Source organism: Haloferax prahovense, from assembly GCF_000723845.1.
Taxonomy (GTDB): domain Archaea; phylum Halobacteriota; class Halobacteria; order Halobacteriales; family Haloferacaceae; genus Haloferax; species Haloferax prahovense.
Genome location: NZ_LK053000.1, coordinates 813,891 through 839,894, shown reverse-complemented (window position 1 = coordinate 839,894; position 26,004 = coordinate 813,891). Strand labels below are relative to the sequence as shown.

Annotated in this window: 31 protein-coding genes; 18 read left to right on the top strand and 13 right to left on the bottom strand. The window is 54.9% G+C overall.

Annotation, left to right across the window (positions count from 1 at the left end):
* Positions 1-183 precede the first annotated feature (183 nt).
* Entirely contained in the window at positions 184-939 is a 756-nt protein-coding gene (locus BN984_RS19350; protein WP_156037879.1) for a hypothetical protein, read from the top strand.
* Positions 940-963: 24 nt separating this feature from the next.
* On the top strand, positions 964-1,371 hold the full coding sequence (locus BN984_RS19345) for a hypothetical protein (protein ID WP_156037878.1): 408 nt from the start codon (positions 964-966) through the stop codon (positions 1,369-1,371).
* Between the two features lie 814 nt (positions 1,372-2,185).
* Here the strand turns inward: BN984_RS19345 and BN984_RS19020 are convergent.
* Complete coding sequence (locus tag BN984_RS19020) at positions 2,186-2,974, bottom strand: DUF429 domain-containing protein (protein ID WP_081909178.1); 789 nt, start codon at positions 2,972-2,974, stop codon at positions 2,186-2,188.
* Between the two features lie 70 nt (positions 2,975-3,044).
* Complete coding sequence (locus BN984_RS03970) at positions 3,045-3,995, bottom strand: HNH endonuclease signature motif containing protein (protein ID WP_049967729.1); 951 nt, start codon at positions 3,993-3,995, stop codon at positions 3,045-3,047.
* A 110-nt stretch (positions 3,996-4,105) separates the two neighbouring features.
* On the opposite strand from BN984_RS03970, the gene BN984_RS19340 reads away from it, so the two are divergent.
* Positions 4,106-4,840, top strand: coding sequence for a hypothetical protein (locus tag BN984_RS19340; RefSeq protein ID WP_156037877.1), 735 nt, complete (start codon positions 4,106-4,108; stop codon positions 4,838-4,840).
* A 429-nt stretch (positions 4,841-5,269) separates the two neighbouring features.
* On the opposite strand, the gene BN984_RS03965 is transcribed toward BN984_RS19340, so the two are convergent.
* On the bottom strand, positions 5,270-7,144 hold the full coding sequence (locus tag BN984_RS03965) for a DUF2075 domain-containing protein (RefSeq protein WP_049967728.1): 1,875 nt from the start codon (positions 7,142-7,144) through the stop codon (positions 5,270-5,272).
* Between the two features lie 5 nt (positions 7,145-7,149).
* The gene (locus tag BN984_RS03960) at positions 7,150-7,497 is read right to left on the bottom strand and encodes a nucleotide pyrophosphohydrolase (protein ID WP_049967727.1); all 348 of its coding nucleotides are present in this window, start codon (positions 7,495-7,497) and stop codon (positions 7,150-7,152) included.
* 871 nt (positions 7,498-8,368) lie between these two features.
* Between BN984_RS03960 and BN984_RS19015 the strand changes: the two genes are divergently transcribed.
* Positions 8,369-9,076, top strand: a complete 708-nt coding sequence (locus tag BN984_RS19015; protein WP_081909177.1) for an endonuclease/exonuclease/phosphatase family protein — start codon at positions 8,369-8,371, stop codon at positions 9,074-9,076.
* Positions 9,077-9,172: 96 nt separating this feature from the next.
* Here the strand turns inward: BN984_RS19015 and BN984_RS03955 are convergent, their stop codons facing one another.
* The 8 genes from BN984_RS03955 to BN984_RS03925 form a co-directional block, all read right to left on the bottom strand.
* A complete protein-coding gene (locus BN984_RS03955) occupies positions 9,173-9,781 on the bottom strand; it encodes a methyltransferase domain-containing protein (protein WP_049967726.1) in 609 nt (202 codons plus the stop codon).
* A gap of 369 nt (positions 9,782-10,150) precedes the next feature.
* Positions 10,151-11,086 carry an alkaline phosphatase family protein gene (locus tag BN984_RS03950; RefSeq protein WP_049967725.1) on the bottom strand — a complete coding sequence of 312 codons (936 nt, stop codon included), beginning with the start codon at positions 11,084-11,086 and terminating at the stop codon, positions 10,151-10,153.
* Complete coding sequence (locus tag BN984_RS03945; protein ID WP_049967724.1) at positions 11,083-11,424, bottom strand: hypothetical protein; 342 nt, start codon at positions 11,422-11,424, stop codon at positions 11,083-11,085. Before BN984_RS03945 ends, BN984_RS03950 begins: the two co-directional genes overlap by 4 nt.
* On the bottom strand, positions 11,421-11,954 hold the full coding sequence (locus BN984_RS19335) for a class I SAM-dependent methyltransferase (RefSeq protein WP_156037876.1): 534 nt from the start codon (positions 11,952-11,954) through the stop codon (positions 11,421-11,423). The genes BN984_RS03945 and BN984_RS19335 overlap by 4 nt, the downstream gene beginning before the upstream one ends.
* Positions 11,951-13,102 (bottom strand): glycosyltransferase, encoded by a 1,152-nt coding sequence (locus tag BN984_RS03940; RefSeq protein ID WP_049967723.1) that lies wholly within the window; start codon positions 13,100-13,102, stop codon positions 11,951-11,953. Before BN984_RS03940 ends, BN984_RS19335 begins: the two co-directional genes overlap by 4 nt.
* 139 nt (positions 13,103-13,241) lie before the next feature.
* Positions 13,242-14,195: a hypothetical protein gene (locus BN984_RS03935; protein ID WP_049967722.1), complete on the bottom strand. Its 954-nt coding sequence runs from the start codon at positions 14,193-14,195 to the stop codon at positions 13,242-13,244.
* A complete protein-coding gene (locus BN984_RS03930) occupies positions 14,192-14,779 on the bottom strand; it encodes a hypothetical protein (RefSeq protein WP_049967721.1) in 588 nt (195 codons plus the stop codon). Before BN984_RS03930 ends, BN984_RS03935 begins: the two co-directional genes overlap by 4 nt.
* Positions 14,772-15,080 carry a hypothetical protein gene (locus BN984_RS03925; protein ID WP_049967720.1) on the bottom strand — a complete coding sequence of 103 codons (309 nt, stop codon included), beginning with the start codon at positions 15,078-15,080 and terminating at the stop codon, positions 14,772-14,774. The genes BN984_RS03930 and BN984_RS03925 overlap by 8 nt, the downstream gene beginning before the upstream one ends.
* Positions 15,081-15,231: 151 nt before the next feature.
* On the opposite strand from BN984_RS03925, the gene BN984_RS03920 reads away from it, so the two are divergent.
* From BN984_RS03920 to BN984_RS03855, 14 genes are all read left to right on the top strand, one after another.
* Positions 15,232-15,732 (top strand): hypothetical protein, encoded by a 501-nt coding sequence (locus tag BN984_RS03920; protein WP_244877446.1) that lies wholly within the window; start codon positions 15,232-15,234, stop codon positions 15,730-15,732.
* Positions 15,733-15,790: 58 nt separating this feature from the next.
* Complete coding sequence (locus BN984_RS03915) at positions 15,791-16,222, top strand: hypothetical protein (protein ID WP_049967719.1); 432 nt, start codon at positions 15,791-15,793, stop codon at positions 16,220-16,222.
* The gene (locus BN984_RS03910; protein ID WP_049967718.1) at positions 16,219-16,518 is read left to right on the top strand and encodes a hypothetical protein; all 300 of its coding nucleotides are present in this window, start codon (positions 16,219-16,221) and stop codon (positions 16,516-16,518) included. The genes BN984_RS03915 and BN984_RS03910 overlap by 4 nt, the downstream gene beginning before the upstream one ends.
* Positions 16,515-17,114: a hypothetical protein gene (locus BN984_RS03905; protein ID WP_049967717.1), complete on the top strand. Its 600-nt coding sequence runs from the start codon at positions 16,515-16,517 to the stop codon at positions 17,112-17,114. The genes BN984_RS03910 and BN984_RS03905 overlap by 4 nt, the downstream gene beginning before the upstream one ends.
* A 3-nt stretch (positions 17,115-17,117) precedes the next feature.
* Entirely contained in the window at positions 17,118-17,990 is an 873-nt protein-coding gene (locus tag BN984_RS03900) for a hypothetical protein (RefSeq protein ID WP_049967716.1), read from the top strand.
* Positions 17,990-18,430, top strand: a complete 441-nt coding sequence (locus BN984_RS03895; RefSeq protein WP_049967715.1) for a hypothetical protein — start codon at positions 17,990-17,992, stop codon at positions 18,428-18,430. The genes BN984_RS03900 and BN984_RS03895 overlap by 1 nt, the downstream gene beginning before the upstream one ends.
* Before the next feature lie 435 nt (positions 18,431-18,865).
* The gene (locus BN984_RS03890; RefSeq protein ID WP_049967714.1) at positions 18,866-21,100 is read left to right on the top strand and encodes a hypothetical protein; all 2,235 of its coding nucleotides are present in this window, start codon (positions 18,866-18,868) and stop codon (positions 21,098-21,100) included.
* Positions 21,100-21,360, top strand: coding sequence for a hypothetical protein (locus tag BN984_RS03885; protein WP_049967713.1), 261 nt, complete (start codon positions 21,100-21,102; stop codon positions 21,358-21,360). The genes BN984_RS03890 and BN984_RS03885 overlap by 1 nt, the downstream gene beginning before the upstream one ends.
* Positions 21,357-21,635, top strand: coding sequence for a hypothetical protein (locus BN984_RS03880; protein WP_049967712.1), 279 nt, complete (start codon positions 21,357-21,359; stop codon positions 21,633-21,635). Before BN984_RS03885 ends, BN984_RS03880 begins: the two co-directional genes overlap by 4 nt.
* A 56-nt stretch (positions 21,636-21,691) precedes the next feature.
* A complete protein-coding gene (locus tag BN984_RS19915) occupies positions 21,692-24,343 on the top strand; it encodes an Ig-like domain repeat protein (RefSeq protein WP_244877445.1) in 2,652 nt (883 codons plus the stop codon).
* Positions 24,343-24,711: a hypothetical protein gene (locus BN984_RS03870; protein ID WP_233517318.1), complete on the top strand. Its 369-nt coding sequence runs from the start codon at positions 24,343-24,345 to the stop codon at positions 24,709-24,711. Before BN984_RS19915 ends, BN984_RS03870 begins: the two co-directional genes overlap by 1 nt.
* A complete protein-coding gene (locus BN984_RS03865) occupies positions 24,708-25,007 on the top strand; it encodes a hypothetical protein (RefSeq protein ID WP_042663252.1) in 300 nt (99 codons plus the stop codon). Before BN984_RS03870 ends, BN984_RS03865 begins: the two co-directional genes overlap by 4 nt.
* Positions 25,004-25,231, top strand: coding sequence for a hypothetical protein (locus tag BN984_RS03860; protein ID WP_049967710.1), 228 nt, complete (start codon positions 25,004-25,006; stop codon positions 25,229-25,231). The genes BN984_RS03865 and BN984_RS03860 overlap by 4 nt, the downstream gene beginning before the upstream one ends.
* Entirely contained in the window at positions 25,228-25,578 is a 351-nt protein-coding gene (locus BN984_RS03855; RefSeq protein ID WP_049967709.1) for a hypothetical protein, read from the top strand. Before BN984_RS03860 ends, BN984_RS03855 begins: the two co-directional genes overlap by 4 nt.
* Here BN984_RS03855 and BN984_RS03850 read toward each other — a convergent pair.
* Positions 25,575-25,931, bottom strand: coding sequence for a hypothetical protein (locus tag BN984_RS03850; RefSeq protein ID WP_049967708.1), 357 nt, complete (start codon positions 25,929-25,931; stop codon positions 25,575-25,577). The genes BN984_RS03855 and BN984_RS03850 overlap by 4 nt on opposite strands.
* Positions 25,932-26,004: the final 73 nt, after the last annotated feature.

The following is a 26,004-nucleotide window of genomic DNA, read 5'->3' as shown; positions in this document are numbered from 1 at the left end:
GGCATTCAACACATCTCTATTTTACAGCGACTACAACTTTCGCGGCGACAAACTTGGCGAATGACGTTGAGTATCTCCGCGACACCTCGATTCTCGGAACTACTGAATGTCATCGTAGTTGTGACACCAGTTGAAAACCGGATCTAGGTGGACTTATCAGCATATATTGAATAGTTTGCTGCTATGACTGAAATTGGTGACTGGGGCTTCCTAATCAATTTTCTCTCGCTCTTCATTCCCGCGACAATTGGTGTGGTTGGTAGCTTTTGCATCTACATCCAGAGACAACAGGATCGAGAATTAAATCTCCGGAAAGCTTTTATTGCAGAGCTAGAAGGTTCTGAGGTTTTGAGGAAATGGCCGATTGAAGAGCGTACTATCCCTTTTGGAAATTTTGTTTCTATGTCTGTGTACGAGGGGAATACGAACCATCTTGCTCTGTTATCTGAAGCAGAGACCAGCGCACTAGTACACTTCTACACACAAGCTAAGCGAGTAAAGAGTGCGTCAGAGTACAGGGAACAGGTTGCTGCAAGGACTGAGTCATCGTCTATGAACTCGGATACCAATACAACCAGCCGAAATGATTCACTACGTGAAATGATAGACAAATTAGAATTGTTCCGGCAAAGAGCACTACTCATTTTAAAAGAAGTAGAGGGGAGTGATAACCTTCCGACAGCCGGGGATAAGTTAGTTGAATATCCAGATAACATCCAGAGCATTCAGCCACTATTGATAGATTATAGCTTCATCGAGTGTGATGGTAATTGCCATGTCTTTACTGAGTCTGGTCAAAAATTCTTCAAAGGAAATATGATTATTACAGGCTACGATAGGGAAGCAGACTCTTTGGGTAGGTATAAGTCTCCAATTCAAAAAACATGGGAATCGAGATATCACTCGGTCAAGTCCACTATATCAGGTCTATTTAACTAACTGTTCTGAATTGGGAGTGAGAACATGGTTGCTTCTGGAGTATCTGATGTGAAGGTTGCACTTAGTCTCTACCAGGTAGTACTTGTTGCTCTATCACTCTGGCTTGGAATCAGCCAACATGGTTTCAAAAGGTTAAGTGATGAAAATACTAACGAGTACGTTGTTCTGGCCACGGTTTCGTCTGGTTTCTTAACATTAGGATTTGCTGGAAAGGAGCTAGGTGCTTATCTGGTTAATGTGACATCCTCTCCTGCGATAGAATCCGCTGTTCAAGCAGTTGAGGTATTTATGGTCTTGATTGCAATGAGTGTGATTCGAATGTTTTTACAGTACAGTCGAGACTACGATGCAAATATCAAAAACGTCATCAAGGTCATGTTTGGTGGCCTACTGCTGTATACGATATTGTATCTATCTACACAGGTCTTCTAGGAGTGCTAAAGTTCTTCTCAGAACGGTTTATTGGAGTGTACCCGGTGCTTTGACGCTCTGATCCGAGTACCAAATTGCTGACTTGGGGGCAGATATTTATCATTAGATGTACACCATTGAGTGTATAATCATGACTAATTGGGCACGACACTATGACGAGATCCCAGAAGCACTCGGTTCCAATGATAAAGTGAGATCTCATACTTTGGACCTGATTGCTGATGAACCAATCATAGGAAAATCCCTTGAAGGAGGTACACGAAAAGGGGATTTCAGAACGATTCTGACGGCACTTGTTAAAGGAGAAATTGACCATGCAGCCGCTGAGCAACGTGTCTCATCAGAGCTACCTCGCAGTAACTCACCACATATGGGGAACAACCGCGTATTCAATAGCCAATGGAAGGAACGGTTGATACGGTCGCAACTGAGCCGATTTTATAACCAGTCAGTAATGGAAGTTCTTGAGGAGCGAGGAGACTCGGAATGCTTCGTTCCGCACTCGCCTCGAGAAGACACGACTTCAGATTGTACCCAGCAGCTAGCAGGTGGCACACATGCAATTTCAGAACTTCTCCGTGCGCTGTATTCGCAACAGAGACAAGGCAACTGGAACGATGGGGTTACTGTCCCAGGACACGCAAATTGCACCCATACAGTAATTCCTTCAGATCTAAGCATAGACTAATTAATCACCGGTCCGAGAACAGCCGGTTCACGGAAGTCTTTGATTCAACGATGTTCATTCCTAATACGGCCATGAACACCGCGCTGAATACAGAGCGCGTATCTCGTTGATCTATCCCAGTATGTCTTACGCGAATATATGGCCCTCAACAGATTTTTGTTCTCGATTTAGCCCTTCGCGTATTGCACGGCTGACAGCAAACGCCGCACAAAGACTGTCTAGTGCGTCGTCTGATTGGATGGCTTTCTCAACGAGGTCGTCTTCAATGGACAGATTCTCGTGGGACTGCAATCCTTCGGCGTTCACTCGCCGGCGATCTTGTGATTGTTTGGTATTTTCTTTGTATCCAATTCGATAGAGCCGTTCAGCCCCAAACGTAGCTGCTGGATAAACTTCAAGCACCGATGGTTTCGTTGAGTCACGGTTCTGCATTGGCAGTACGCGTACTTCATCATCGGTCACGAGAGGATGAAGAACATCACGTAATCCATAGAAGACCTGATATCGTACTTGCGGGCTCATGGGTGATTGACCTCCGAACCGGAAATCGGTCTCGCGCCTTGACTCCTCGTCTGATTCATACGGACCAGGATATGCGTCGATATCCTGATTGTTGAAATTGCTAGCAAACCCTTCGAGAAAGTCTTCCCAATCCTCAGTTGAGATGGATGATTGAGAGAGACTAAACGGGAAATCTAACCCAATCACAGCAGCATCTGACCTGCGAATTAAGTCGCGGAGTTCAGTAAGAACCTCGCTTCGGTGTGTAGCTGAAAATAGTTCAGCAGCAGCACTTACGTCCTGAACGTGAAGATGTTGGTCAGAAGAGTCCGTCAGGGATGCTTCTGTAATCCATATCTTCTGGCTAGGGGATTTGCTCCCGCTAAAATCGATTCCGTAGACCTTGGTTGACATACCGGCTATTGCCTTCTGGGGGTAATCGCTTTTCTGCAGGAATAGCGTGTTACATACTTAGAACCAGTTATCACCGCGGCGGCCACCATTCAAGTTCCTGATTCCGTTGTTCGATGTAATCGTTGTTGACCTTGGTGAGGGTTTCCACTTTTTCTCCATGGCGACTAACCAGAGAGTCTTCAAGATACGGACTGCTCGTCTCGAAGCCTGGTTCAACCCAGATCCGTCCAGACTCATCGAACGTCCAGAGACCAGCGTCAAGCGCCATATGGTGTGTCCAGTCAAGAATGAGGACGTTTTCTATGTCTTCGGCGAGATCTCTGTGATCCGCTCGGCCCAACACGTGACTCACCGTGAGCAACTCAGGTACCTCGATACCTGTTAGAACGCACTGGTGATCGAACCGATCATATGCCACGTTTTTGAATTTCTGAGAAACCACAACGGTCTCTTGCTGGCTGTTAATCACGCTACCCGATGTGTCCGCCTGAGTAAATTCGGTATCAGATACACTATTCTTAGGGCCAACTTGTGTGGATTGCCGAGATTGATCTGGAGAACCGTTCGTAGCGTATTCAAAAACCGCGTCCCAGTTGTCGACGTACTTAGAGAGTGGACCACTATACTGGCCATCTCCGGTGATGAAGATTTTCTGATCACCTTGAGAGTAGGTATCCTGGTCGATCATTTGCTCGGTCAGGAAGATGAAGTGGTGTTCGTCAGGGTTGAATTCGTCTTTACTCCACACGTCAAGTGTGATGTTGACTACCCTTCGCTCAGATCCATCTTCGATTAATTGCTTTTCGCGATTGTACCGATGCCAGATGTGCTTGAGGCCCTGTTCGTTCTCAAAGTTCCGCTCTCTGGCTTCAGAGTAGCGAACTTTCCCGATGACTCCTGGGTCCTGACCTAGGTGGAAGTGAAAAATGCGACCATCAATATCTGTGTCTAAGTAGACACCTCGCCGATCGGCTTCACGAGAGAGGAGAGAAAGCCAGTCTTTGGTGGCATTCACCGGCATAGATGAAACAACAAATTAGGCACATATGTCACTTCGTATTCTATGACTTGGTTTCCAGAAACGAAGCAATAAGATAACTTATCACAGATAATATTGACACGGCACAGTAGATGAGTGATTTAACACGCTTCCTCCCTAGTACTGAGCAACTAGTGTCTGGAATTATTACAGCACTTGTCGCTTCAGCTATTTCTACAATAGTAATATCTGGAGCCTTGACGACACCATACAGTCCATTTACCGAGGCAGATGTTCAAATCCTCTCAAGTTACACAACCGAAGAGAGAACTCACGAAATTGTTCTAGAGAATGAAGGAGAACTAGCTGCCCACAATATCTCAATTGAAATTACTGGAGGTATTGAAAGAAGGATAGATGCAATTGAAGAGCTAGATCCAGACCAAAGAAGTGGTGCGATTAAATTCACATTAGCAGAGTCGATGAACCAGACGCATTCTGGAGTTAGGTCTACAGAATATATAGTAAAGAACGCGTCCGGTATTGCTACAATTTGTCAAGAAATTCCTAGGGGAGAGTCCCAACTACTTGATCCTCAGAATTCATATGTGACTGCTACTGAACAGCGGATATCCGGTTACACAATATATCCTACTTCGTACTTTATTTCGATTAATTACGAAGGGGCAGAAGTCTGGCCATTTGGGCGTTGGCATAAGAAAGACTACTTCAGTTTCAAATATCCTAAGAGCCCCATTGAAGCAGAACAGATGACGACCAACAGAATTGGTGTGAGTGTGACAAAAAAAGCAGAAGAGTGCCACATAGATGGGATACGACTACTCCGTTTCAATGTAAGTAATGGGGAGGTTGTGACGAACAACTGACAGAGTACAACTCGCCCACATATATTCCATCTCAGGGGTGTACGCGTCGTGCTCAGTATATGGACAACAAGTACAGAAATGATTGATCTGTCCCGATAAACCCCCATCCCACCAATTACTCCAAGTACCTTACCGATCCGGGTGGAGTGTACTATCTGAAAATCATCTATTATTTCTTTGTAGGCCGTTGTTTCACGAGTTTTCCGAGCTGTGTTAGCCGCGGATATAGCTTCTCAACCGTTTTATAGTGATTTACTCGTGAAAAGGTCCGTCCTGGAGACACCATCCGAGAGAATCTGTTTGATCAGCGCTTCCACCGAATGTTTAAGTGGTGTTGATATACTGACATAGATGGCTCAAAAAGATAAAATAGCATGGGTGGTAGCAGCTCATTTACTCTGTCACACGGTTCAATTTAAACAATCGTCGTCAGAGGACCTCGTTAATTCGTTGCCTGAAGTACTCCTGAAGACCATCATCACAACAATAAATATAGCAACCCTTCATACCACGAGTCATTAGCGTCCGATAGGTGTTCTTGATAATCTCATCGGCTAATTCCTGAGCATCTTCGGGCGTCTCTTTGAACATCTTCTTCATCCCAAAGACCGACCGATCGCTACTCGCTCGCTGTTTGAAGTCGGTCACAATCTCACCGTCTTCATATCGGAGATCTGGTCCGATGATGACGCCAGCGTAGTCGAACTCGAGGCCTTGGCACGTGTGGATACAGCCGACCTCGTCAACTGATCCTTCAGCAATCGCCCACGGGTCTCCCTTAGTGAGGTTCCAACTCCGTTCGTAATCTCCGATTTCGATATCCATGTAGTCCGCATCGCCCTGTCCGTCTGTATCCCACTCCCAACAGTACCCAGCAACGACCCGTGAGAGGCCAACCTGCTCATTCTTCTCTTCGATGGCATCGTGTAGCGACTCAGGCGAGTCGAACAACTGGACATCGTAATCGACCTCGAGGGAGTCGGCTACAGTTGGTGTTTCAATATCTAATACATCGTTGACCCAGGCGATGTAGTCGCCAGAACCACCACACCGCAACTGTGACTCAAGTGCAGTCTCTTCAATTTCTGCTCCGAGCTCGCCCGCCTGCTTTCTAATCTCAGCCTTCGTTCCAATGTCGTCAATATGGACACGCTGTTCCTCGTCGATGAAGAACACGCTGAACTGGGCAGCGTTGATGATCTCCATGATCTGGTTCTCACCATGCCCGAAGAAGTTCGACTCCGCGTTGAGGCGGTGGGCCTCATCAGCGATGAGCGCTGGGATCGCGTTTGCAGACTCGTCGACGTACGAGCCAGCACCTTTGAACAGATGCTTGATGTTCTTGACCAGCATGTCGCCCCGCAGCTTCTGTTCGTACACGTCTCGAGGAGCGGCGTTCTTTGAGACGTACTGGGCAGTCAGGTCGTTTTGAATGAGTTCTGCGAGGATGTTAATCGCGACAACTGTCTTCCCCGTACCCGGTTCCCCTTCGACGAGGAGGACACGCTTCTGGCCATCCTGCTGAGATTTCTTCGCAAGCTCAATAGCCCGCTCGTAGACGACTTTCTGGGAATCGAGGAGCGTGAACTCTCGATTTCCATCGATCATCTCTCGAATTGAGTCTTGGAGCGATTTGCTGGGTCGAAGGCTGCTGTCTTCGATATCACGGAGGAGTTGACCACCGTCTCCGACTTGGAGTCGCTCTTCTAGGAATTCCCGGAGTTCGACTGCATCTCCTTTGAGATATAGGGGTGCAGCCTCGGTGTAGTGTTCGTAGCTCTTGTTGTCGATGGCGTCGCGGTATTCTGGTTCGTAGTTGTGGAGGTACGCCAGAGGATGCAGTTCGATTGGTTGCTCTTGGATTTCGACGTTGAAATCACGGAGGAAACTGGCGTAGGACCATGCCTGATAGCTGGGGTGAGTCGTCTCGCGAATACCGTTGCCGATGTAAGTCTCAACGATTCCATCTTTGCCTTCAACCCGCGAAGTGTCCTTGCCTTCCCACTGTTTCAGTTCAATGACGACGACGTTCGCGTTCCCGTCGTTGTCCCGTCCTGAGAGCATCAGATCGACTCGACGCGAAGTGAGTGGGATTTTGAATTCAATCGCGACGCCAACGTCGTCTGGGATATCGCTGCCCGCGAGTACTTTGTTAACGTGCTGGAACGAATTGTGCCAGGCGCGACGTTCATTCGGGTTTACTCCTAGCCCATTGGCCGCATACGCATCTTCGAGTTCAGAGACAAGATCGTCAGTGAGGATATCTTCTAAGAGTCCAGATTTGGTATTCTCGTAGATTAGCATCTCAGTTATTCGTTGTATTTCCTGTTGCTAGACTTGTATTCTTCTTTCGGGTACCGCTCGCGGTTTTTCTCGAGTTTCGTTGCTAATGCTTCCTCAAGATCAATGTCGTTGAGATCAGCAAAACGCAGCAAGAAGAAGAGTACGTCTGCAAGTTCATCTTCGATATCCCCACGCTTATCTGAGTCTTCAAGAATGGTTGATTGCTCGTGTTCGTCTTTGAATCGGAAAATCTCTAGTAATTCGTTTGACTCTGTCGTCAAGCCAATTGCCAGATCTTTTGGTGTATGAAACTGCCCCCAGTCTCGTACCTCACAGAAGGTCCGAATCTCTTGATTCAGGTCGGTGAAATCCATAGTCGTCTTTCAAACTCAATAAGTAAATACTGCAATCCTCTCAACCGAGACAGGCGTCTCTCGATTACACAGTTCGAGAGCAATTGGTTACGAGAATAGCCTGTTCTCGGAACTGGTGAATGCCTTCGAAGTTCTCGCATACCCGACGTTTCCGACGCTAACCGAGTCGCACAAAATCATTGGGATATACAGCGCGCAAGTCGATCACAAGTCAGTGGTCGCCTGATCAGGGAACGGTCCCTACAGGGAACTAACAATCACCCTCGTGTTCGTTTTCAGTGGTTTCCTACTCTGAGCGCACCGGGTCAAAGCTCGGTCCTCTCCTCACGATGTGTTGATTTCGGTCCCAGATGACCAATCCCTTCTCCTCCAATTCGTCAAGAGGGACGTGAGACAGCTTTAGGCGGAGTTTTGCCACATCTTCATCGGCAGATGGTGGGTCATCACGCGGTGCAGTTTCAGACGACCTTTCGCCCAGCATAGATATATAGAACGGTTCTTGAGACTGATGAACCCCGGAGCTTTTCACTGAAGTTTGTTGTTTGAGTAACCGGCTGACTACTCATTCCTGCGTAAACTTCGCAGCGAACTTCAACGTCTGTTAAAGCCAAGATTTGCTAAACCAATCGAACGGGACTGCTGCATACACCCTTTGTCTGTGTCACGCGGGTTCTATCAAGTTCTACGGATTTCAACAGGGCCGTAAATACTGCAATCCTCTCAACCGAGACAGACGTCTCTCGATTACACAGTTTGAGAGCAATTGGTTACGAGAATAGCCTCTTCTCGGAGCTAGTCGAAGGTTGAACGATAACTACAGAGGATTCAGTTAGCGGCTGTACTTTTGTCATTTCGGATGTGAGTCCTGCCTATGACTACAATAGCGACTTGGAACTGTAATATGGCCTTCCGAGAAAAGAAGGGTTTAATTCTCAAATATGATCCAGATGTTCTAATAATTCAGGAGTGTGAAAATCCAGAGACGAAAGGGGAATGGGGAGAATTTTCTGACTGGCGGTGGATTGGTGACAATGATCACAAAGGTCTCGGAGTGTTTTGTAGAAATGGCTTAACAGTCGACTCTACACCCTCACAAGATAGCAAATCCCGATACGTACTTCCAGTTCACATCTCTGGAGGGATAGACATTCTCGGCATCTGGGCAATGAACGATAAAGAAAATCCACGGCAGAGGTACATCAGCCAAGTGTATACAGCTCTTCAAGATTATCGGGAGTTTTTAAGCTCTAACTCAGTTGTTGCGGGCGACTTCAACTGGAATATCATCTGGGACGAGTCACCAGATGCTCCACTTCAAGGAAACTTCTTAGAAACAGTTGATAAATTGAGTGAGATTGGACTGGTTAGTTCATACCACCGCTTGAGAGGGAGCAAATACGGAACTGAGGACTTACCAACATTCTTCATGTATAAGAAGCAGAGTCGCGGTTACCACACAGATTATCTATTTATTCCAGAAAAATTGTCATACAGCGTGGATAACCTCAAAGTCGGCTCATTTCAGAACTGGATTGATGCAAGTGATCACATGCCAATAATTGTCGATCTCGGCAACTAAAGAGGGAGAGTTCAGCGGTCTGTAACTGAGGGCATCGCCACCGAACGTTATCCCCATCCGTCGTGCTCCAAAGAGGAGGCTCAAGAGGCTTCAATTCTACTTCCGTACAAACAATATTTCAGCAGCATGTTGGTGTGGTTCATCTCCAGAATCGTCGTCGAAGATGACAGTTTCTGACTGAAGAACCTCCCAGTCTTCGTAATAGCTCAGGAGTTCACCCTGTTCGTAGAAATATTCGTTCTCCGTCCAGTCAGGTGGTGTCGGTACGTCTGGGTGATCGATGAACGCAAAAATTGCGTGTACTCCGCCCACCGCTGTGTTCTGTTTGAAGTGATTGAACTGCTGCGAGCGACTCGTTGGATGAATGTACTGGACAGCCCCTGCCGAATACACAACTTCGACCGGTTCCGGGAGAGAGACCTCATTTGCGTCGGCTCGGATCGTCTGGAGGGTTACTCCTCTCTGGTCAGCGAGCCGCTCGGCCTTCTGCAATCCATTTGGAGAGACGTCCATCGCATAGACGTTCCACCCTTGTTGGGCGAAGAAGACAGCATCTCGCCCTTCGCCAGCACCAATATCAATCGCTGTTATGTCAGTAAAATCTCCAGAGGTGAGTTCTACAACCGTTTCTGCCATCTGATTCGGTTCTGTTCCCCAGTAGTAGTCGTCTCGTCCGTAGATCTGTTCTCTGTCTTCGAAGTCCATTATATGGCTGTGTTTTCAGACACTAGATAAGAAATACTCGGTTCTTTGACCGACTTGATAGCTCGAACTATAGTAGAATCTGGAAGTCTTTGCACCCTATGACGACGTAACCTGCTGCTATCCGTCGCTTTTTACCCTTGCGTCAAGAGAAATGAACAAATTCTTCTGGAGATTACTATAGTCGTTTCAGAGCTGGCCACCCTCCAATCGCAAGGACGCCGACGAATCCGTTGAGAACAGACCCAACGATCGCGTGATTCCACGCCCCAAAGGCTGCGAAGGCGACCATCAGAAAGCCCCCGACTAATCGGACTCTCTGAGAATTGTTGACCGCCCATCTCTCAGCCCGTCCGGGCTGTTGCGAGTCAGTCATCGGTACCCTAGTGCCTCCAGTTGCTCTGCGATATCAGTCTTCGACGCGTTTGCCGTTACCTCACCGGGTCTGTACACCCCGCTGTCACTCGCGTCGAGTTCTATCCACGGCACCCGCTTTAGCGCTGGAACCCACGAGTTCCGCGGATGTCCGAAGACACCGAACTCGCCAACTGCGTTCGCATGGTCAGCCGAGACCACAACCATCCCATCGACATTCTCGACGAGAATTCGAACTTCGTCGAGCACAAGTTCGAGGTTCCGTCGATAGGCGTCCCACACTTCGTCAAACGAACGCTCGCCATCTCGAAGTTGCATCCACGGTGATTTGACCCCACTATCGACACTCGTCTTGCCGACGTCACGTCGGTCGGGGTAACCATCCGACCACTCTTCCTCGACGAACGGAACGTGCGGCTGCATGAACCAGACAATTATCCGGTCCTGGTCGCCAGCACGAGACTGTCGAATCGCGGCATCAGTCACCGACCGAGGCAGAATCGTTCCGTGGTCGTCATCCCACGAGTGTCTCCACACCTCGTTGACGGTGAACCACTCCTCGCTGTCGATGTCACGAGAGAATGGATTCGCCGTCACTAGTGCGGTTCGCGACATCTCGTCACGATATCGTGGTCGCGTCATCCGCTCGACGAACTCCGCTGACATCGACGCCGGACTCACATGAGTGTCGACATCCGGGATCCAGTCAGTCTCGTCAGCGACCTCGGTCATCAAGTCGAACCGGCACGCGTCGAGGAGAACCAGAATGTCCCAGTCGCCACGCTCCCAGTGAGGAACACCATAGTTCACGCGCCCACCAACGCGCCGGCCAACGCCGTTGACGATTTCGCCAACTGTGGTCTCGAAGGCTTTCGACGGCGGATGTCGCTCGAAGTCGGAGCGCACCTGAGCGAGAAAGTCCGACACCGTCATTTCTCGTCCTCCAGTTTGTCGAGAATCGCCTCAGTATCGCGCTTCAGAGGGCTTCTTGCGGCCCTCTGCGATTGCGTTTGGTTGAACGATTGCTCGCTCGGCAGAACCACCGCGTAGTCGAACAGCATCCACACCGACAGCGACGAAACAGCCACACCGATGAACACGACGAAGCTTCCGAAGACTTCGCGAATCACCGGCGTCGTCGACCAAGCTGCAGACATCGCCGAGAGCATCGTGATGAGCTGCGTCACCATCCCAGACCGCTGGAACAGCACTTTTGCACCACCGAGACGGATCACGCCGCTCTCGAGCTGGGGCAGCAGTCGAGAACTCATTTGTCGCACCTCCGGAACACAGCAGTCAATTCACCAGCGTAGCATCGACTTGACGCCCAATCTGGCCACCGTTGTGCTGCGAGTCGCAGCAGCGGAGATGCTGGGGACAGCGGACCACCAAGCCAAACGTCGACCTCGCGGTGCACAAGTTCCAGCGGGATATCCGGGTCCCACTGTCTTCGATGCGCCCGCGAGAACTGTTCAGGAGTTCGCCACGTCCACCGTGGAGCGACGTGGTCAGAGTCAGTGTCGAAGTTCGAACCCAGCGGGACCGTGATGCGCAGAATCCCGTTTGGTCGCAGTGCCTTCGCCGCCTCAACGAAGAACGCCGCCCGGTCTTCCAGGTGCTCAACGACGTGGTGCGCCTCGATCACTCGCACATCATCCGACGCGAAGTCCCACGGCTTGGTTAGGTCAGCCACCACGTCCGGGTCAGCGTCTTCGTTTACGTCGACATTTGTCCAGCCATCTCGGTAGTCGGGTCCACTCCCGAGATGGAGATACTCAGCGCTTCTCTCTGTCAGGCTCATTGTTCATCACCACCATCTGCTGCGAGCCTCCGCGTTGGTAACGGCGGCTCGACGGACGTCTCGATTTGCGAGTCTTCGACCGCTTCGTTCACGATAGAACGCATCTGACGTCTGAATCGCTCCACCGAGAACTGTTGCGCGAACCTCTCGATATCGTGCTCAGTCGCAGTGACGCCCTCCGACTCGAATCGCTCTATCGCGTCGACGAGGTTGTCGACGCCGCGGTCGAAGAGAACTCCGTTCACGCCATCGATGATTTGGTGGCGAGTGAAGCCTTCACGAACACCGATAACTGGCGTCCCCGCGGCCATCGATTCGACTGGGACCATCCCGAAGTCCTCGTTGTCCGCTGCGAAGAGCGTCGCTTTCGCTCCACTCACCAGACGGCACAGTTCGTCCCACTCGACGAATCCACGGAACTCGACTGTTGGCCCCGCTATCTCTTCGAGACGCTCGCGTTCCGGACCATCACCACCGACAATCAGCTTCGTCCCCGTTCGGTTGCACGCGCGAACAATCTCGTCGATGTTCTTGTTGTCGAACATCCGGGACCACGTCACAACGTAGTCGCCAGTCTCATCGTCATGTCGAGACCAGCCCTCGACATCGATTGGAGGGTACACCACGTCGACGTCGTCAGCATCCACGTCCCAGTATCGAACAATCCGGCGCTTCACGAGGTCGCTGTTCGCGACCAATCGGTCCGCGTACTTCCCTTCTGGATGGAGCGTCCTCGCAGCCTTCGTGTAGATGTGTTTGGCAAGACCGTGGGTCTCCTCAGAGTCCGCCCACATGTCGTAAGGCGTCCGTTGAGGTGAGTGCACGTAACTGACGACCGTCTGCGTGTCACGCGGCACGAACCAACCGGGATTGTTCCCGCTCGTCACGATCACGTCGAAGTCACGCAGCTCAACCACATCCGTCCACGCGAACTGATAGAACGCGTCTCTGATGAACGCAGACCGTCTGATGAGTTGGCCCAGGACTCCATCACCAAACAAGTCGTGAAGCTCGACGTCCGGCGCGGTCGCATCCCTGTTGACGAACCCGGCGTAGACTGGTGCGTCGAACGTCCGTGCGAGTTCGTCCGAAACCATCTCGCCGCCCCCGCGCTGCGGATAGTGCTCGTGAGCGATGGCAATCTTCATCGCACACCACCGTAGGACCTCGCGAGCGCCGCGCCAGCCGGGCGTACACGCGATGAAACGCCGAAGGACCGCCGAAAGCCACGACCCGACGAACCGCCACTTGCGTATCTCAAGTTAATATAAACACAAGGGTGTGGGGCTACATGACATCCAGATCCGCCTCCCGTACGACGTATTTCTTGATCTGCTTCGACTCGTCCTCGCTCACGCCGTAGTCCATCTTCAACAGAGCACGGTCGAAGTACTCGCCACCCGACGCCTCACTAATGTACTCCTCAACGCGGCCCTCGTCGAGAATCTCTTTTGCCACCTGCACCGGCGAGAGTTGCTCCGCCTCGGCTTCCTTCGACTCCGCCCGTACCTTCTCCAGCAAGTCCTCGATGAGGTCGTCAGTGAACTCTCCCTTTGTCGACTCGTACTCCTCCACGAGATCGGGTGTCGGGAGCTGAAACTTCATCCACTTGTGCCGGCGAAGCACACCATCGTCGCCGATCATCCGATGGTACTTCTTGTACATCTTTCCCGTCTCGTTGTTCGTCTGGATGTACTTCCACCGTGCCTTGCTGATGCCGGCTGACTCGTCCTTGCCGACCATAATCCCGAGGTGATGGAACCGACGCTGAACGTGCGAGTCGATGAGGTCGAAGTCAGGCGCGGTCATGATCGCGCCGTTGTTTCGATGTCGCCACGTCTGCGTTAGAGCGTCTAAGACCTGATTGGCGACCGTGTACCAATTCCGGTTCCCCGCGGCGACACCCGCTTCTTCGAGCACGATAATCGCACCCTCTGGGAGGTCACTCGCAGCGATTTCGAGGAACTCCTCAACGGAGTACGTCACACGATGCGGCCCGAACGTCGGGTCAAGTGCCTCCGCGAGTCGGAGTGCCGCGTAAGACTTCCCGTCCCCAGTCTCCCCGGCTAAAAAGCACATCCAGTTCTCGTTGTACACGTTCATCCGCGGCCATATCTTGCGTCGGAGAATCAGGTTCTCGCGAACTCGGTCGGGCATCTCCGACCAGTGGCTTGAGAGATTCTTAGGAGGTACGTGCGACTGCATCCGGTCGACGATCTCCGGCTCGATCTGTGAACTCATACGACTTCACCCTCCGCGTCCTGAAGTTCGATAGACGGCTTGAACCCGAGTTTCGTCGCCGCGTCGTCGAGGACACCCGCGATATCCATCAACTGTCGTACGTCGAGGACGACCTGTTGCGTCGTCTGTTCCTCCCGCACTCCGCGCATCGTTGAGCGGGTTTCCACGACTGTCTCGGTCGCATCCTCCAGTTCGTCGAGACGTTCGAGACCTCGATATGGGATGTCTCTGACTTCGACTGGTGCCACACCTTGTTTCTCGTAAATCGTCATCGCCTCGTCTTGCGACACCTCGATTTCCTGCCCGTCAATCTCGAAGACGTACTCTCGTCCGGCGGTCCAGCTTGGCGACAGTACCACGGAAGACCACCACTCTTTGATGATGCCCTCGGTCCGAAGTGGACGGAGCGCTCGGTAGTACTCCAGAACCCGATTCTGGAAATCGCCTCGGAGAGACCGCGGAACTATCGACATCCGCAACCGGGCGTCTTGGACCTCCGAGCGCTTCTGATGGCACCGAACCTGTGCGTCTTCGATGATACGCTCACGGACCGTCTTCGACCGCAAGTCATCCGATTTAGACATCACAGTCACCGTCAGGAATCGTGATGACAATCGAATCGGCGAGCGTGTGGACCACGAGGGGCTGCTGTTTCTCGAGTTCAAGCCACTCCGCTGCGTAGCTCGTGAGATTGATGTTCATCGAACTCCCCGTCTGCTGGATATTCCGAACCTCGCTGTTGAGCGACACAGAGTCGAGGTTGCCGGACTCGATGTGTTGAGCGAGTTTCTTCAGCTCAAGCGACTGTCGAACACCCATCTGAGACGTACACTCCGCGATTACAGACTCTATTTGCCGTGTCTGACCACTATTCTGGATTGCCATAGCGGCCGTACTAGAGAATCTGCATTAAGTCTCTACACGAGGATAGCCATGGTGGCTATCCGGCTGGATATCCACCGGAGACCCGCTCTATTACCCCATTCGTGACAGTATATTCCGGAGACATATCATCTCTGCAAAAGAGGGCACGTGTATGTCTGCATGTGCAGGCCACCCCGCCGCTGGGTTCCGCCTGGGGCCGGGTGCCAACGTCGACGACGACCACGCTATCGAAGTGGCGGTCGAGGAACCGTTCACCAACCCAATCGAGGAGTTCGTCCACGGACGTGGCGGATTCTCCGGTCAAGCGCTCAACCGCGGACTCGAAACCGCACAGCGCCTCGGCATCGAACCCAAACAGGAACACTTCGCAGAGGACGCGACGACCACCGCCCGCATCTCCGGCTCGATCATGATGGTCTCACAGGCCATCATCGTCGCCGTCGTCGCTCTCATCGTCCTCGGGTCGCTCTACTCGACCGAAATCGTCGCTAATCCGACGTACAACAACACCTGGACGTCGATGTTCGATACGTTCGCCAACTATGGTGAGACGGCGTTTATCCTCATCGGCGTCGGTCTCATCGCCGCAGGTGCGAGCGTCGCGCTCGGATTCTTCGGTGGCATGGGTGGTGGTATGGGCGGCGGCCGGTAGACCGGAACACACCACCTACGCACCGATTTCTCACCGCTCATCACCCAACTCAAGAGCCATGACTAACGCAATCGTCACGTTCGCTGTCATCGTCGTCGTCGGTGTTTTTGCTATCGCTACCTTCGGGACCTCCTATATCGAGAGTGCCGAAGCTCAAGCGACCACCGAAGGCATCACCCTCGACGATGCCGGTCGTCTCGTCGACGCATCCGGCATCGCCGTCGACTTCGGCGCGAACGTCACCGTCACACACAACGGTACGACCCTCACCGAAGGCGTCGACTACCGTTTCAACGAATCGAATGGGGAACTCGAACGACTCGAAAACGCCAGCGTCCCCAGCGGGACGCAGGTCAACATCAGCTACCAGTTCGACGCACCCGACAAGACCACTCGCGACGTGAACCGCGGGCTCGGAGCGATTAGCATCCCAGTCCCGCTTCTCGCGCTCATCGCCGCCGCATTCGTCGTCTGGGGGGTTCTCGGATGATACTCGTCGCCCACCAGCTGGCACTCGGGCTTCTTGGGACGCTCGCCCTCTTCGGGGCGCTCGTTTTCCGCGGCCACGACTCGGAAGCCATCTGGGCACTGCTTGGTCTCATCGTCTGGGGCGCACTCGCCATTACTGGCGGTAACGTCGCCGTGTTCAACGAATCGACCGGCGAGTTCGTCTCACTCGGCTCGCCGACCATTCAGTTCGTGTGTCTCAGTGCGGCCGCCGTGAGTGCCATCGCACTCTACGGAGCCGTCTTCCACACTGCCACCAACGAGGGGGTTCGCGCATGATGGGACACGACTCCCAGCCCGACCCCGGCGAACTTCAAGCGCGAGAACTCGACGAGCGCGCCGCCCAAGACCTCGAACGGACCGCGGTCAACCGCGGTGTCTCGAACGGCCCGGTAGTCGACCCCATGCACGACATGGAGCCCGAGGATCTCCTCGACCGCCTCCTCGAAGCCGACGTCGAATCCAACGAGTACGAAGAACTCGTCTCGCTCATCCAGCCATACCTCTCGCCGAGTGAGATGCTCGCCGACCACGACGAGGAGTACTACGACGCCCGGTCCCGGCGACTCCTCAACGAGAACCTCCGCGACCGCATCGTCCGCGGCCGCGAGTACCCAGACCTCTGTACTGGCGTCTTTCGGCAGGTCGCACAAGAGGTCAACGGCGACTCGTTCAGTGGCGTGCGAAGAGACCTCGCAGAGCATGAAAAAGAGGCTATCCGCACGGTCATCGACGACGTTCGAACCGACCGCCAGTCGCTCGGTGACGGCCGGCTTCTCGAAGCAATCACCGAAACACACGTCTCCAGCGAACGGCGCGACCCCGACGGCGACACGCAGTCCAGTGGTCGAGTCAGCAGTATCCTCCCGTGGTAATCCATGACTGACAAGAATCCAAAACCCGACGACACCGACCCACTCGCACCGGACGAACCAGAGCTGTTCGCGAACACTCGAGAGAAGCTCGACGAAGAATCAGAAGACCACAAAATCGCCCGGAAAGTTGGTGACGCCAGCGGCGGCCTCGTCTACAACTTCTTCCGCGGCTGGTGGGTCTTCTGGGTTTCCTTCTTGCTGAAGGTACTCAGATTCGTTCCGAGGACGAACAAGCTCGGTGACAAAGTCATCGACGCCGGCTACAAGCTCAAGCTCAAAACGACCGGAGCCGACACCATCACGCACGTCATCTACGGCGACGGCGTCATCGCACCGCGCGCGTCTTCGTGGCACACGACTGAGAACGAGTTCCGAAGCGAGAACGACGAGCGCTTCAAAACCGACGAGCAGGGCATCCCGTACCGGATGCTCGGGAAGTACCCCGTCGCGTGGGCGCTCGGCAAGTATGCCGAGACCACCGACCCAATCGAGGCGTTCATGGGTGGACAACGTCGCCGTGGGGAGTTCGAGCCAAGCGCCACGACCGACGGAGGGACTGATGTTGCAATCCACGCCGAAGTCGTCGATGGCGAATACGACGGTCGTGTTATCTCTTTCCGGGACGGCTACCGCCTGTTCGGTAGCAAGGTCACACAGGAGGACATGAGCCTCCAGGGGACGCGTGCGAAGCTCGCCGAACTCGACTGGTCCCGGAAAGAGCAGCTCTACCTCGTACTCGTCGGTCTCGGAGGCGTCGCACTCGGTCTCTTCGGCCCAGCGCTCGCCGCGAGTATCGCAGGGAGCGCATCCGGCACTGGCGGCGGAATCAACGTCCTTCCGTTCATGATTAACGCTGGTCTCGGGGGTGTGTTCTGATGTCCGCTGTAGACCGTATTTTCAACGCCACGGTGTTCGCGTGCCTCCTCGTGCTGAATTTAGCCCAGCTCACCATCCTCAACGAGCTGAACGCGTTAGATCAGTCTGCCGTCGAAGGATTATCACTCACCATCTGGCTGTTGGCGGGTCTCGTAATCTCATGGGGGTGTAGCGGGCTTTTGAGTCACCTTGTCATTGGACTCAAATCCGTGGGAGGCAAGCGAAATGGCTACTGGATCATTTTCGGAGCGACCGTTGTTGCCTTCACGATTACAGCATATCGAACAGCTCCGGATCTCTACACCGTACTCAATGCAATTCAGTTCGGTTCTATGCTCGGTATTCTGGCCGGGTACCCGGCGCTCAAAGCAACCCCACAGTGGGACGCCGCAGTGGACGCACTGAATCGGCGGTTCGACAACTCCGAGGAGGTGGTCTAAATGCCACTCCCCGGCGGTGGGGACGCCGAGGACCGCGAAGCGAAGCGCCGCGCTGAGGAAGACATCCGTGACGCTCGCGACCGCGCTCGGGATGACAACGACAGCTCTTCGTCTTCCTCACGCTCGTCGTCATCGAACGACGATGATAGGGGCTCGTCGGTTGACCGCTCGCGAGACCGTGACCGACAGATCGTCGAACAGCGGAAATCTCAGCGTCGAGGGGACCGATACCAATCGGGTTCGTCGTCATCCAGCTCATCGTCGTCTGGCTCGTCAGATTCGTCTTCCTCGGGCTCGACATCTACCGGGCGCTCCAGCAGTCGCTCATCCAGAGACCGTGACCCGGTTAGTGACCGCGAAGCAGCCACTCGGTACAAGCGAGAAGTCCGCGAGACGAAACAGCAGAACCAACGACGGCAGAAGCAAGACGCGCCGATGGTGGCCGACGACTTCGGCGGCCGTGGCGAGCCCATCACCCGCGCCGAAGCGAGGCGTCGTGCGAGACTCCGAGACAAGAAGCAGGAACTCAAACAGCGCGTCGTCGACCAAACGGCCGGCCTCGACAACACTCGGAACGTCCGAGTCCGACGCGACGGCAACAAGCTCGTCGCATCGATCACACCCGCCGGTCAGCAAAACATCCGCGGCTATCAGGTCGAACAACAGCGAAACGCACGAGCGCGCGAACGGCGACTGCCCGAGAAGCTTGGGCTTGACTCATCGTCTGGTGACGTGACCGACCAAGCCGCAGACATCGACGCCGAACTCACCAAGGACGCCAGCGGCGACATCTCCACGGTCCAGCGGGAGAAGGCACGCCGCGACATCGCCGACAAAGTCGACGTCGACCCCGACCGAGTCAAGATTGTCGGGCAGACGGACGGCGGCGGCTTCCGCGCGCGTATCCAGGAGCAACCCAAACGCGAAGAGCAGTTCGGTGATATCGACTGGTCGTTCGGCTTCGGCGACCCCGACAAAGACGAAGTCGAGGGTGGCCTCCGAAGCGCCGCCGACGAGGTCGACAAGGCCACGAGAAAGGTCGTTGAGATCAACGACAAGTACGGCCCACCCGCAGCGATTGGGGCGACCTATGACGCGGTTCGAGAGTACGTCCCCGAACCCGTTGATGACGTCGTTGCCGGACCAGACGGCGAGACCTTCGGCGAAGAGTTCGCCAGCGGTGCTGTCGAAGGCGCTGTCCAACTCGCCAACGTTCCGCAGACGGCTGTTGGTCTCATGGAAATCGGTGAAACGGGGAAGTACATCGTGGCCGGTGACGAGGGGACTGACGGGGTTGTAGACCTCAGTACAGACACCTCCGCGGCCGTGATGGGCGCAGGCTGGAAGGCAGCCCAAGAAGCAAACGACGCTTTTTGGAAGAATCCCGGACGGACCTCGGGCGCTGTCGTCGGGTCACTCGCTGTGTCTGCCGGGGGATTTGCGGCGGCGGCGAAGGTCGGTGGGAAGACCGGCGCGGCCGCTCGCGTCGCGGTTCAACCCGGTGAAGAGGCTGCGAGTTACGTTGCGACGCGCGCTCTCGAGCAGACGGCAAGGGGTCAGCGCATCCTTGACGCGATCCCCGGTGGTCGCATCGACAACGAGGAGATTGCGATGGCTGCCGCGTCCAAAGCGAAGCCAGCCACCTCGAAACTCGTCCGTGGTATCCGACGCACCAAATACGACGCTGTCCGTCGGTTCGAAGTAGAAGGCAAGCGCGCGAAACAGTTCCTCGCCGGTGAACGGGGGCAACTCGAACTCTCCGGTCCGAGCGGGCGGCAGACTGTCGAAGTCGATGACTCTCCCGGTCGGATGTCGCCCGAACTCGACCGCGCCGACGCCCGCGAACAGGACCTCGACCAGACGCAGTATGAACTGCGTCGGTTTGCCCAGGAAGAGCGCGATGCCGAGCAGGTCCTCTTGGAGGACGCCGGACAGCCGACCTCGACGCCGACGCAGGCCACGCGCGCCGACCAATTGACTGTCGACCCAGACGAACTCGAAGCTCGCCGTCTCGAAACTGAGAGACGCTTCCGCGAAGCCTACAGCGTCGGTGGCCGCTCCAGTCGAGGTCGTCGTCAACTTCGAGACGGAAGTCGCCTCAGCGGACAGGAGTGGCCGACTCGTGAGGCGAGACAGATGCGGCAACAAGCCGAAGCATCCAGTTTCGAAGCTGATGCGGCTCGAACCAGGCGGAGAAAAGCCACTGGGGCTGAAATCGCGACCGGACAAGAACTCGCGCGCCAACAGCAGCGGGAGTTCGAGCGCGCACAGGCAGACCTCGCACAGCGTCTCGGTCTCGACACTCGGGGCGATACTCGACAGGATACGTGGCAACCCACAGACGTTCGTCTCGACCAGCGGTTCGAGACTGGCTTCGAGACCGAGACGGAACGTGCGACCGAGTTCGAGAGTGAGATTGGGCGTGCCGGGACCGAATACGAATACGAACCGGTCCAGATGTCCACAGGAACTGAAGTCGAACGCGAATTCGAACAAGCTCGCAGACGCTTCGAGACCGAGTTCGAGCGGGAGCGAGAGCGCCAACAGTCCTTCGGAAATCGGAACCCCAGCAACGCGTTCGCGGTCGATATGAGCGCGTGGGAGAACAGTTGGCGAACTGGCATCGCCGACATCGACAAGCTCTGGAAAGAGCGCTTCGGAGGTCTCTGATGGCGACCTTCGGGTTCTACATCAAGGCGGCGCTGACGCTCTTCCTCTCGGTGTACGTTCAGGACATCCTCCAGACGGTGACCGAACCAATGCTCGGTCCCGCCTGTGGGCCATCACGGGTTTCCCAGCCCGTCGTCGAGGGTGCGCAGAACTGCCTCTACGTCACGCAGGCCGTGACGTGGCTCGTTGCACTCGTCATCGTCGGTCTCTTCGTGACTGGACTCACCCGTGGTGCGCTCCTCGGTGGTGTCAGTCCGTGAGCCCTCGAGTACTCATCTTCGTGGCAGTCGGTATCGTCCAGATTGCCGGACTCGTGTTGTTCCTCAACACCGCCGGTGCGGAGGTTTTCCACGTCGCGGAGAGTATGTCATTCCTTCAGTCCACGTGGGTCTGGGGACCGATTCAGAACTTAGAGACGCTGAGCTACTTCCTCATCGTCCCGATATTCATCGTCGACTACCTTGTGTACGCGGCCATCGCTGGCGTGACGCGAGAGAAACAACAGGTCGCACAGTACCGGAGGGGTCGGTTGTGAGGCGTCAGAGTATCGTCCTGTTCGCGACCATCGCGTCGTTATTGGTTGTCAGTGCCGTGCCCGTATCCGCGACCTCGACCAACGTCGCGATTGGTTCCGAGAACGATACCGACACGGAACTCCAATCGGGAACACTCGAAGGCGTCTCTGTCACAGGCGCTGGGGCCGGTGCAACAGTTCGCTACCATCCAACCGATATTGTCGACGATTTCGAAGACGGTGACGTTAGCGAGTATACGCAGTATGGCGGTGGGACCGGGACGTGGGGGACTGACACCACGTCTTTCGAGGGGTCTCTCTCGCTCAAAGGCGACTCCGGTTCGACACGGAGTGACCTAATTTCAACGACCGGACTCGGAAGATATCCGAGTGCCGGAGACTCGTTTAGCACGCGGTTCCGGTATGAGGATACCCAGGTTCACTACCGGCTCTACTGGGCAGCACAATCGTCACAGGAGACGCCGGATGGATACAACATCCGTTTCAATTTCGATAAGAACCAAGTTGAGTTGCAGAAATCCAACGGGTCGGATGTCATCCTCGACTCAGCGAGTGTTGACCCCACGCTTTATCAGACCGAGTGGACCAAAATCGAAGTCGATTGGCAGACTGACGGGACCATGACCGTGACGTGGGTGGATTCCGCAGGTTCCGAAATCCTCCAACTTCAGGGGACTGACTCGGCGTTCACGAGCGGGGGAATTGGATTCCGTCACAACAACAAGAACGAGAACGCGGTCGCGTTCTGGGACGACTTCAGAGTCACTGGTGGTTCCTCATCGGGAACGTATACCTCCGGTTCTCACGTCGTTGACAACGCCACTGGCGGGAGTGTCGAAATCACGACACTCATCGATGCGGAGGTGACTGTGACGTGGCAGCAAAATGTGGCGGGAACATGGTCGAACATCACGAACACGACCCACACCACGTCCGGCGTCAAGACCGCAGACATCTCGGGCGCTACCTCTTCCGAGGTTCGTGTCCGAGTCGATTTCGAACCGACCGGCCAATCCCCCGAGGCAGAGTTAGACCGCGATTTCGTTGAGTTCACTAACCACGCACCGACAGCATCGAGCCCGTCGCTGAGCGGTGGCGAGGTGGTCCATGACGCGAGTCCAAACCTCTCGGTCGTCGTTGACGACGATGAATTCTCCTCTGTGCAAGGTGACTTGGTCACTGTCGAATGGTTCATCAATGGAAGCAAAGTCGGGGAGAAGAACGTCTCTTCGTCGGGGGCAGTTAACTATTCAGACACGAAATTTCCGGATGGAAACCACTCGTGGCACGTCGAACTCACGGATAGCTACGGGGGTTCGTTGACGTCGCCGACGTGGTCCTTCGAAGTCGGACACTTCGACCCGTCGGTCACGGCTCTCTCCCCGCCCGACAATTCAACCCAAAGCACTCGGGACATCTCACTATCCGCGGACCTCACAGATTCCGACTTCGCGTTCGAGGGCGACGAACTCACGGCAGAGTTCATCGTCGACGGCAGTGTCGTCGGAACTGACACACTCATCAGCAACAGAACCGTATCAACGAGCTATACGATGCAAGGTGGGACTGCATCGTGGTCAGTTCGTGTGACCGACGACTACGGTAACGTCGTCACTTCTGAGACTCGAACGATTCGCTCACCATCGACACTCACCATCCGGAACGTCTCGACTGGCGAGCCGATAACAGGGTCCGCGCAGGTGACTGCGAAGCTCTACTCAGGCGAACTTATCTTCACGAAGAACACCTCTGACGGGACAATCGACCTGACCGGCGTCCCGGTTGAGCGCGGGTACATCATCGAGGTGACTGTCGACGGCTACGTTACTCGGACGGTCGCCATCGAGTCGGTGTTCGAGCAGGGAGATGTCTATCTACTGCCGGAAACCGCCGATACGGTCTATCAGGAGATGACGCTGAACGACCAGACCGGTGACTTCGAGGCAAGCTCGACGGTGCTCTACGTCGAGCGACCAATCGAGCGGAACGGAACTATCGAATGGCGCGTCGTAACTGGAGACTACTTCGGCGCGGACTCAGTGTTCAAGACGACGCTCGAACAAGACCAACGCTACCGGCTCGTCATCGAGAACGACGACGGCGACCGTCGCGAACTCGGTGCGTACATCGCCGCGGTCAACGGCACTGCCCCCCTCGATGTCGGGACGATCCAGTGGCAGGCACCCAAGGGAGACACCTATCAGTGGGATGCATTCGTCAACGAGGAGAACGCGGCACTCCGCGTCATGTTTTCTGACCCGGAAGATGAGACCACGTCGTTCAATGTCGTCGTTCACGAGCGAGGCAACGCCTCGAATGTCATATTCGAATCGTCGGCGACGAATCTCTCAACCTTCCAGCGCACGCAACCACTCAGCCAGTCTCAACTTGAACAGGACTGGGCGGTGAACATCACCCTCGAACGGAACAGCCAGACGACCACCATCAACGAGCCGATCTCGTCGGCCGCCTCGATCCGGACGCCCGTCCCTATCGATACTCGATGGGCGACGCTCGCCGGACTCGTCCTTCTCGTCGCACTTTCGGCCGCGTTCCCCTCGACGCTGTCGAGAGTTGGCGCGGTTGCTGTTGTCTCCGTCGCCACGGGCATCACGTGGCTCGGCTGGGTCGACATCCCGATGAGTGTCATCGGACTCTCCGGCGCAGTCGCGCTACTCGGGCTCGCAGCCTCCTTCAACTCCTACTAATGAAAGTCACAGTCCCAATGCTGTTCGTCATCTGCTTCGCCGTCGCTGGCGGCCTCATGGCCGGGTCCGGTTTCAACGACGCCGTTGGAATCGACAAAGCGACTGGTCTCCAAGATGACGCCGACCAGCTATCCGAAGACGCATCGTCGTACCGTGCTGACCGCGGCGGCTCAGTTGAGTCCTACCTCGGGTTCACCACGCAGGCGACCGGCGCGATAGTGAGTGCTCTCAAATGGAGCCTCATGCTCCCGCTTGCTCTCCAGAACGTCGGGTTCCCTGCATGGTTCGCCGGTCCCATCGGCATTCCGATTCAGTTCGTGAACTACATCGGCGTCTGGCAAATCATCCGGGGGATGCGTATCTCATGAGCGAACTCGACTGCTGGTTCCAGCAGGACGTCCACTCGTGTGTCGCTGATGGCCTCGGAAGCGCCTTCGGTCCCGGTACCGAGAGCGTCCTCGCGATGTTCATCGTCGCGGGCGTTATCATTCCGATCTACGCAAAGACCGGCGACTACGTCCTCCCCGCGACGCTTCTCGTCCTCATCTCGGGGTTCGCTGCGACATTGCTTCCCGGTATCATCGCCTCCATCGCTTGGACAGTCATCTTCATGACGCTCGTCGTCTCGTTGTTCGCTGCACTCTTCCAGACGGTGGTACAATGAGCATCGCGAATCTCCGCGATGGATTCTCTCTTGGTGAGGACCTCGACGAGAAACAACTCGCCGCGCACGTCTTCATCATGGTCAACCTTCTCTGCAACGGGCTCATGACCGCACCTATCGCCCTCGAGGCACCTGACGTCCTCACACGCGTTGGGATCTACTTCGCGCTGGGATTCAACGGCATGGTCCTCATCACGCTCTTCGCCCGCGAGGTGCCGCGATGAGCCGCCTCTCGAACCTGCTGACGCCATCGGTTCCCCTCCACGAACTCACTCACGCTGCCGCGGCCTACCCGTGGGCAGACATCGACATCTCTCTCGATGGTACTGACTCACGAGTGACGATGGACTGGGACGACGACGCGCCTGTCTGGGCGATTCGCGTCGCGCATCTCGCACCGACGCTTGTCGGTCTCGGTATCGCGATGCTCCTGGTCGTTGTCTTCGGCGTCCCGAGTGTCTCCGGTCTCGCCGGGCTCGCACTCCACGATCTCGGCCTGTTCGTGATACTCTTCGTCAACTGGGTCGTCTACGCCTTCCCGAGTTACGCCGATAGGCACCCGTTCGGTTAGCTTCCGCCAAGAATCCCGACTTTTCTGAGGACAGTGTCGATGACATTCGTGAGGTAGTCGAGTGCGAGAAAAGCGCCAGCAGCCAGAGAGCCACATACTGATGTCAGTAGTACGAAGACACCGACCCTGCTGGTGATGTCTGAAAAGAGGATGGAATTGACAATCGCGGACCACTGTGGACCAACCATCGGAAACGCTTTTGAAACAAAGCCGACAGAGATGGCCGCGACGATTCCTATTGCAACAATAGCGCTGAATGCGAGCCAGTAGAGGATGAGTACTGACACGACGAGACCCGCGATTTCGTCGACGAGCGGAAGGTCGTGGAACCGATGATTCAGCCCTTTTCTCATATCAATATCACTGAGTGAAGACTTGATAATCGTTCTGCCGTCTGACGACTTTCAGCTGTGTCTTTACTTTCAC

Excerpts from the sequence above, each read along its gene's own strand:
- BN984_RS03855 (WP_049967709.1), top strand. The coding sequence starts at position 25,228 with ATGAGCCGCCTCTCGAACCTGCTGACGCCATCGGTTCCCCTCCACGAA.
- BN984_RS03945 (WP_049967724.1), bottom strand. The coding sequence starts at position 11,424 with ATGAGTTCTCGACTGCTGCCCCAGCTCGAGAGCGGCGTGATCCGTCTC.
- BN984_RS19340 (WP_156037877.1), top strand. The coding sequence starts at position 4,106 with ATGAGTGATTTAACACGCTTCCTCCCTAGTACTGAGCAACTAGTGTCT.
- BN984_RS03865 (WP_042663252.1), top strand. The coding sequence starts at position 24,708 with ATGAGCGAACTCGACTGCTGGTTCCAGCAGGACGTCCACTCGTGTGTC.
- BN984_RS19015 (WP_081909177.1), top strand. The coding sequence starts at position 8,369 with ATGACTACAATAGCGACTTGGAACTGTAATATGGCCTTCCGAGAAAAG.
- BN984_RS03850 (WP_049967708.1), bottom strand. The coding sequence starts at position 25,931 with ATGAGAAAAGGGCTGAATCATCGGTTCCACGACCTTCCGCTCGTCGAC.
- BN984_RS19345 (WP_156037878.1), top strand. The coding sequence starts at position 964 with ATGGTTGCTTCTGGAGTATCTGATGTGAAGGTTGCACTTAGTCTCTAC.
- BN984_RS03890 (WP_049967714.1), top strand. The coding sequence starts at position 18,866 with ATGGTGGCCGACGACTTCGGCGGCCGTGGCGAGCCCATCACCCGCGCC.
- BN984_RS03870 (WP_233517318.1), top strand. The coding sequence starts at position 24,343 with ATGAAAGTCACAGTCCCAATGCTGTTCGTCATCTGCTTCGCCGTCGCT.
- BN984_RS19020 (WP_081909178.1), bottom strand. The coding sequence starts at position 2,974 with ATGTCAACCAAGGTCTACGGAATCGATTTTAGCGGGAGCAAATCCCCT.
- BN984_RS03950 (WP_049967725.1), bottom strand. The coding sequence starts at position 11,086 with ATGACGGTGTCGGACTTTCTCGCTCAGGTGCGCTCCGACTTCGAGCGA.
- BN984_RS03955 (WP_049967726.1), bottom strand. The coding sequence starts at position 9,781 with ATGGACTTCGAAGACAGAGAACAGATCTACGGACGAGACGACTACTAC.
- BN984_RS03895 (WP_049967715.1), top strand. The coding sequence starts at position 17,990 with ATGTCCGCTGTAGACCGTATTTTCAACGCCACGGTGTTCGCGTGCCTC.
- BN984_RS03910 (WP_049967718.1), top strand. The coding sequence starts at position 16,219 with ATGATACTCGTCGCCCACCAGCTGGCACTCGGGCTTCTTGGGACGCTC.
- BN984_RS03900 (WP_049967716.1), top strand. The coding sequence starts at position 17,118 with ATGACTGACAAGAATCCAAAACCCGACGACACCGACCCACTCGCACCG.
- BN984_RS03970 (WP_049967729.1), bottom strand. The coding sequence starts at position 3,995 with ATGCCGGTGAATGCCACCAAAGACTGGCTTTCTCTCCTCTCTCGTGAA.
- BN984_RS03915 (WP_049967719.1), top strand. The coding sequence starts at position 15,791 with ATGACTAACGCAATCGTCACGTTCGCTGTCATCGTCGTCGTCGGTGTT.
- BN984_RS03925 (WP_049967720.1), bottom strand. The coding sequence starts at position 15,080 with ATGGCAATCCAGAATAGTGGTCAGACACGGCAAATAGAGTCTGTAATC.
- BN984_RS03940 (WP_049967723.1), bottom strand. The coding sequence starts at position 13,102 with ATGAAGATTGCCATCGCTCACGAGCACTATCCGCAGCGCGGGGGCGGC.
- BN984_RS03935 (WP_049967722.1), bottom strand. The coding sequence starts at position 14,195 with ATGAGTTCACAGATCGAGCCGGAGATCGTCGACCGGATGCAGTCGCAC.
- BN984_RS19350 (WP_156037879.1), top strand. The coding sequence starts at position 184 with ATGACTGAAATTGGTGACTGGGGCTTCCTAATCAATTTTCTCTCGCTC.
- BN984_RS03965 (WP_049967728.1), bottom strand. The coding sequence starts at position 7,144 with ATGCTAATCTACGAGAATACCAAATCTGGACTCTTAGAAGATATCCTC.
- BN984_RS19335 (WP_156037876.1), bottom strand. The coding sequence starts at position 11,954 with ATGAGCCTGACAGAGAGAAGCGCTGAGTATCTCCATCTCGGGAGTGGA.
- BN984_RS03920 (WP_244877446.1), top strand. The coding sequence starts at position 15,232 with ATGTCTGCATGTGCAGGCCACCCCGCCGCTGGGTTCCGCCTGGGGCCG.
- BN984_RS03960 (WP_049967727.1), bottom strand. The coding sequence starts at position 7,497 with ATGGATTTCACCGACCTGAATCAAGAGATTCGGACCTTCTGTGAGGTA.
- BN984_RS03860 (WP_049967710.1), top strand. The coding sequence starts at position 25,004 with ATGAGCATCGCGAATCTCCGCGATGGATTCTCTCTTGGTGAGGACCTC.
- BN984_RS03885 (WP_049967713.1), top strand. The coding sequence starts at position 21,100 with ATGGCGACCTTCGGGTTCTACATCAAGGCGGCGCTGACGCTCTTCCTC.
- BN984_RS03905 (WP_049967717.1), top strand. The coding sequence starts at position 16,515 with ATGATGGGACACGACTCCCAGCCCGACCCCGGCGAACTTCAAGCGCGA.
- BN984_RS03930 (WP_049967721.1), bottom strand. The coding sequence starts at position 14,779 with ATGTCTAAATCGGATGACTTGCGGTCGAAGACGGTCCGTGAGCGTATC.